The sequence below is a fragment of the Hydrogenimonas sp. genome (assembly GCF_029933015.1).
Lineage (GTDB): Bacteria > Campylobacterota > Campylobacteria > Campylobacterales > Hydrogenimonadaceae > Hydrogenimonas.
Genome location: NZ_JAOZOZ010000102.1, coordinates 1 through 5,671, shown reverse-complemented (window position 1 = coordinate 5,671; position 5,671 = coordinate 1). Strand labels below are relative to the sequence as shown.

Genomic DNA, 5,671 nt, shown 5'->3' with positions numbered 1-5,671 from the left:
TTTTGAATTTTTCCATTTTCAGGTTCTGCTTGATCCGCTCTTTGACTTCGTTGAAAGGAATCGTCTGGGCCGGCATCTTCTCTTCGACGTAGATGACATGGTAGCCAAACTGCGTCTTGACCGGTTTTTTCGTATATTCACCCGCTTTCAGGGCGAAGGCCGCGTCACTGAAAGGCTTGACCATCTGCTTGCGTCCGAAAGTCCCCAGGTCGCCGCCGCGTGATGCGCTGGGTCCTGTCGATTTGCTCTTCGCCAGCTCCTCGAATTTCGCTTTGAGTTTGCTTTTGGGCGTCTTGTTAAGCTCGGCGATGATCGCTTTGGCTTCCGCTTCGGTCTTGACGAGAATGTGGCGGGCATGGACGCTTTCGGGGCGCTGGAAAGCGCTTTTGTGCTCTTCGTACGCTTTCTTCGCCTCGGCGTCGCTCACCTTGATCTTGTCGAGCTGCTTCTTCATCCAGACATCGAGGGCCAGCTTCTTTTTCAGCTTCGCCAGCGCCTCTTTGTACTCCTTGTCCTTTTCGATGCCGCTCTTGATCGCCTTTTCCTGAAGGAGGCGCTGTTCGATCACCTGATCGAGCACTTTTTTCTTGACGTCCGCGGGCAGAGAGTCGTAGGTGGTTCTCGCACCCATCGCGTTCATCACTTCCTGCACATCCGTCTTCGTGATTTTTTGGCCGTTGACCGTCGCCAATACGTCGGCAGCCGGAAGTGAGAGCGCCAGAGCCGCGGCGCCGAGTCCTGCAATGATGAGTTTTTTCATTCGATTCCTTTGGTTTGGTAAATTTCGATGGAGTATTGTACTTAAATTCCGATTAATGAAAGTTAACTGTATCGTTATTCCATGTTATGGTAGACATTCTGGACATCGTCGTCCTCTTCGAGCATGTCGATCAGTTTCTCCACCTTCTCGGCCGTCTCGTCGTCCACGTCGATCGTGTTGGTCGCCACGAGCCCCACGGAACTCTCCAGTATCTCCACACCGGTGGCCTCCACCGCCTGCAGAACGGTATCGAAGTCGGCGGGCTCCGTCTCGATGACCAGCACCTCGTCGTACTCCTTGATGTCGCTGGCGCCGCCTTCGAGGGCCGCTTCCATCACTTCGTCGTCCTTCTCGCCCCGGGGTACGGTGATGATCCCCTTTTTCTCGAACATCCACGCCACACTGCCGCTGGTGCCGAGACTGCCGCCCATCTTGCTGAAGGCGTGGCGGATCGATGCGACGGTTCTGTTCTTGTTGTCGGTCATCGTCTCGACCATGATCGCCACTCCGCCGGGACCGTACCCTTCGTAGGTGATCTCCTCGTAGTTGACCCCTTTGAGATTGCCCGTCGCCTTGTCGATGGCGCGCTGGATATTCTCGGCCGGCATCGAGACGGCACGTGCCCGCTCGATCGCCAGGCGCAGCGCGGCGTTGGTGTCGGGATCGCCGCCGCCCGCCTTGGCCGCCGTCGTGATGTCGCGTACCGCTTTGGTGAAGAGCTTGCCCTTCTTGGCATCCTCTTTCGCTTTGATATGTTTGACTTTGGACCATTTGTTGTGACCTGCCATCTTTCGACCTCTCTAATCGGAAAAATTTGGCTGTATTATACCGTCGACGGGGTATAATTCAGGTAAAAACCGTCATTTGCCGCTGCGCGGCGGTCATTTCGCTTCGCTGTCATTATGGGCCATTTCATACGATCGCGGGCGCACGGCGCCGTATGACCCATAATGACCCAACAATGACGAACCAAAGGATTTGGAAATGAAACTCGCCACGAAAAAAGAGATCGAAGAGATCAAACGCAGACTGCTCGAGCACTATCCCGACTCCACGACGGAACTGCATTACCGCAACCTCTACGAACTGCTGGTGGCCGTCATGCTCTCGGCCCAGTGCACCGACAAACGGGTCAATCTCATCACACCGGCGCTTTTCGAGAAATATCCCGATATTCCGAGCCTCGCCAACGCCGATCCGGAGGATGTGAAAGAGCTGATCAAAACCTGCTCTTTTTTCAACAACAAAGCCAAAAACCTGATCAAGATGGCCCAGATGGTGATGGAGAAGTACAACGGAGAGATCCCGCTGGACGAGAAGGAGCTGGTGAAGCTGCCGGGAGTGGGTCAGAAGACGGCCCATGTCGTCATGATCGAATATACCGGAGCCAATCTGATGGCCGTGGACACCCATGTCTTTCGTGTCGCCCACAGACTGGGGCTCAGCGACGCCAAAACCGTCGAAGGGACGGAAAAGGATCTGGTCGAGAAGTTCAAGACCGATCTGCACCGCATCCACCAGGCGATGGTTCTTTTCGGTCGTTACATCTGTACGGCGAAAAATCCCAAATGCGATACGGAGTGTTTTCTGACGGATCTTTGTAAAAGCAAAGAGAGTTTCAAAGCGAGATAGAAAAAGAAATTCTCTTCACCCTTCCACGCTCGCAGAAGGGTGAAGAAGCGGAAGGGTTACGAAAGTTTTTTCTGGAAAAGTTCGACCAGCTTGTTTTTGTTCTCTTTTACGAGATCTTTTTTGAGAGACATGAAGAGCGAATCCTTCACACCAGCCTCCACTTTCTCCATGACACGGTCGAAAATGGTCTCGGGAAGTCCCAGATACCATTTCGGCGGATTGTTGGCCGCTACGGCGTCGGAAATGTCTTTGGCGATCGCTTCGATCACTTCGTTTTCGACACGCTTGACGAGTTCGTGGCGGTCGCCGATGCTGCCCTGCGTGAATTCGCCGCGTCCCTGGCTTCCGCCCTTGAACTGTCCCGCCTGGTCGGTGACGATGTCGTTGACTTTCCAGTGCGATACGACATAGTCTTTGGCGTCGATCAGATCGAGTTTGACATTGTCGGGTTTCAGGCCCGCTTCCGCTTCCAGATCCCGCGGTTGTGCTTTGTAGATTTTCATTTCGCCCAGATCGGCGACAATGACGATATCTCCAACTTTCATCACTTCTTCTCCTGTTTGTGTTTGATTTATCGAGATTGTAACACGGCTAGATTAAATCGACGATAAATCGGCGATCACGGCCTCTACAACATTCATCACCTTTTCCACCGATTCCAGATCGACCCGCTCTCTGTCGGAGTGGGGGTCGAGAATCGTCGGTCCGATGGAAGCGATCTTCAGATCCCGAAAGCGGTCGGCGAAGAGCGCGCACTCCAGACCGGCATGGATCGCTGCGTAGGAGGCGCCCGGACAGACCTCTTTATAATGTTTCAACACCATTTCGCTGAAAGAATTGATCTCGGGTTTCCAGGCGGGATATTTCCCCTCTCTTTCGCATTCGAAACCGAGGGCTTCCCATCCGGCGACGGTCTGATCCACGAGCCGCCCCAGATCTTCGTTGGCCATCGATCGGGCCGACAGGGAAATGCGCACCTCTTTCTCCTTCAAAGAGACCTCCGCCAGATTGATGCTGCTCTGGGGCAGGTCGAGCTCCCTGTTCCAGGCACGCACCCCGTGTGCGAAACCGAAAAGCGCTTCGGCGAGCCTCTCTTCGTCCAGGACCTCCGTCTCCCGGGGAGCGGCACTCTTTTGGATCGTGACCGAAGGGTTGGTGCCGAGAGGTTCGACCCCATCGGGCATCCAGACCAGCGCCTCGGCATGGCGGGGAATCGCGTTGATCCGCTCGCCCCCTTTTATCGTGGCGATTTTCATGGCGGGGTTTTTTGTCACCACCGAAGCGAGTTCGGTGATGGCGTTGGGAATCGGATCGGCGATGTTCACGCCCGAGTGTCCGCCCGGCGCCTCGGCGGTGAGGGTGTACCAGGCTCCGCCGGAAACAGGGCGAAAACCGATCCTCTTTTTACAATGTACATCCTCTCCGCCGGCACAGCCTATATAGACCTTTCCGAGCTCTTCGCTGTCGAGATTGAGCAAAAAAGGCGTCCTGATCTTCAGTTCCAGCGCACCGGCACCGATCAGTCCGATCTCTTCGTCGTTGGTAAAGAGAAAATCGGCATTGGCCCCTTTTTGCATCAGGTGAAGCATCATCGCCACCCCCATGCCGTTGTCGGCGCCCAGAGAACTCTCCACGGCCCGCATCCAGCCGCTTTCCGTCACCACTTCGATCTGTGGCGCCCGACCGATACAGACCATGTCGTAATGGGACTGAAGCGTAACGCGGCTATTTTTTCCGTAAGCCATGACGTTGCCGGCTTCGTCACTTTCGACGCGGTAGCCACACCTTTTCGCGAAATCGATCAGATATCTCCGCAAAGCCCCGGTCTCACCGCTGCAGTGCGGGATCTTCGTCAGTTCCAGAAAAATCTCCATCCACGGTTTTTCCATCGTCATTCGCCCCTTTCGTCAGTTGGATGTATATTATTAAAATTAAACTTAGACAGTGTAGAATAGCTTCATGAAACAGTTGAAAATATTTTTGATAGTGCCGATATTGCTTACACTGCAGGGATGCGTCTACTTCAATGAAGACGGTGTCGGCACCCGTAAATACAGAGATTGTGTCGAGTATTACGATGCGGAGGGCATCTACCATTGCGAGTGTGACGAGAACCTGATCGATTACGACGAGTTAAAACCCAAAGGAGAACAATGAATCCGATGTCACGCCTGACGATCAAGGGCAAGATGATCCTCCTCATCGTCCTTCCGATTCTGGCACTTCTATACTTCACCGGATCCGAACTTGCGAAACACTTCGAATTCACCCAAAAGGTCGAGCGGGTCAAGGAGCTGGTCCATCTGAGTGAAAGCCTGAGTCGTCTCGTGCACGAAACCCAGAAGGAGCGGGGAGCGAGTGCCGGTTTCACCGGCAGCAAAGGGAGGAAGTTCGTCACGAAGCTTCCCGAGCAGAGAAAACTGACCGATATCCGCATCCGCGAATACAAAGAGACGCTGGCTTCGATCGATCTCAGCCACTTTTCAGACGCTTTGAGAGCCCAGATCGACGCACTGAACAAAGATCTCGGCAGACTGCCCGAAATCCGTCGGAAAATTTCGGCGCTCGAACTCCCTCTCAAGGATGTGGTCGGTTTCTACACCAAAATGAACGCGAAGATGCTCAACATCGTCGCCACCTCCTCGAAACTCTCACCCGACGAGCTGATCACGATAGATCTCGTGGCCTATACCTCCTTTCTCAAATCGAAAGAGCGCGCGGGTATCGAAAGAGCGGTCCTCAGCGCCACCTTCGGTGCCGACAGATTCGCCCCCGGCATGTACAAGAAGTTCATCACGCTGATGGCGGAACAGAACGCCTATATCGACGATTTCCTCTCTTTCGCTCCCGAGTCCATGGTCTCTTTGTATAAGAAAGCGATCACCCATCCCTCCTTCGCCCAGGTTGAGGCCATGAGGGATATCGCCGTCGCCAACGCCTCCGTCGGAGGATTCGGCATCGACGCGGAAAAGTGGTTCGACACCATCACCCAGAAGATCAACGTCCTCAAAAAGATCGACGACGCCATCGCCGACCAGATCGAAAAAGATCTCGACAGCTTCCATGACACGGCCATCCTCGACGCGATCATCGGCATCGTGGTCATCCTCGTGATGCTGGTCATCGCCTACCTCTCGGTCCAGGATCTCGAAAAACGGCTCAACTCCCTCAAGACGCTGATCACCAACATCGCCGAAACAAAAGATCTGACCACGGAAGTGCGGATCTTCGAAAACGACGAATTCGGAAGCATACGGGCCGCTCTGCGCGATTTCCTCA

Annotated in this window: 7 protein-coding genes; 3 read left to right on the top strand and 4 right to left on the bottom strand. The window is 54.2% G+C overall.

What is annotated here, in order from left to right:
• A partial coding sequence (locus Q1K23_RS07170; RefSeq protein WP_300363462.1) for a peptidyl-prolyl cis-trans isomerase occupies nucleotides 1-760 on the bottom strand: 760 nt, incomplete at its 3' end.
• A gap of 74 nt (nucleotides 761-834) precedes the next feature.
• The gene (locus Q1K23_RS07165) at nucleotides 835-1,548 is read right to left on the bottom strand and encodes a YebC/PmpR family DNA-binding transcriptional regulator (protein WP_300363461.1); all 714 of its coding nucleotides are present in this window, start codon (nucleotides 1,546-1,548) and stop codon (nucleotides 835-837) included.
• Between the two features lie 196 nt (nucleotides 1,549-1,744).
• Between Q1K23_RS07165 and nth the strand changes: the two genes are divergently transcribed.
• Complete coding sequence (gene nth, locus Q1K23_RS07160; RefSeq protein ID WP_300363460.1) at nucleotides 1,745-2,392, top strand: endonuclease III; 648 nt, start codon at nucleotides 1,745-1,747, stop codon at nucleotides 2,390-2,392.
• Nucleotides 2,393-2,448: 56 nt separating this feature from the next.
• Here nth and Q1K23_RS07155 read toward each other — a convergent pair whose 3' ends face one another.
• Both Q1K23_RS07155 and Q1K23_RS07150 read right to left on the bottom strand, forming a co-directional pair.
• Entirely contained in the window at nucleotides 2,449-2,937 is a 489-nt protein-coding gene (locus Q1K23_RS07155) for a host attachment protein (RefSeq protein ID WP_300363463.1), read from the bottom strand.
• A gap of 51 nt (nucleotides 2,938-2,988) precedes the next feature.
• Entirely contained in the window at nucleotides 2,989-4,281 is a 1,293-nt protein-coding gene (locus Q1K23_RS07150) for a M20/M25/M40 family metallo-hydrolase (RefSeq protein ID WP_300363459.1), read from the bottom strand.
• A 70-nt stretch (nucleotides 4,282-4,351) separates the two neighbouring features.
• Here Q1K23_RS07150 and Q1K23_RS07145 point away from each other — a divergent pair, with 70 nt between their 5' ends.
• Complete coding sequence (locus Q1K23_RS07145; protein ID WP_300363458.1) at nucleotides 4,352-4,549, top strand: hypothetical protein; 198 nt, start codon at nucleotides 4,352-4,354, stop codon at nucleotides 4,547-4,549.
• On the top strand, nucleotides 4,546-5,671 hold a 1,126-nt coding region (locus tag Q1K23_RS07140), incomplete at its 3' end, for a methyl-accepting chemotaxis protein (protein ID WP_300363457.1). The genes Q1K23_RS07145 and Q1K23_RS07140, both read left to right, overlap by 4 nt.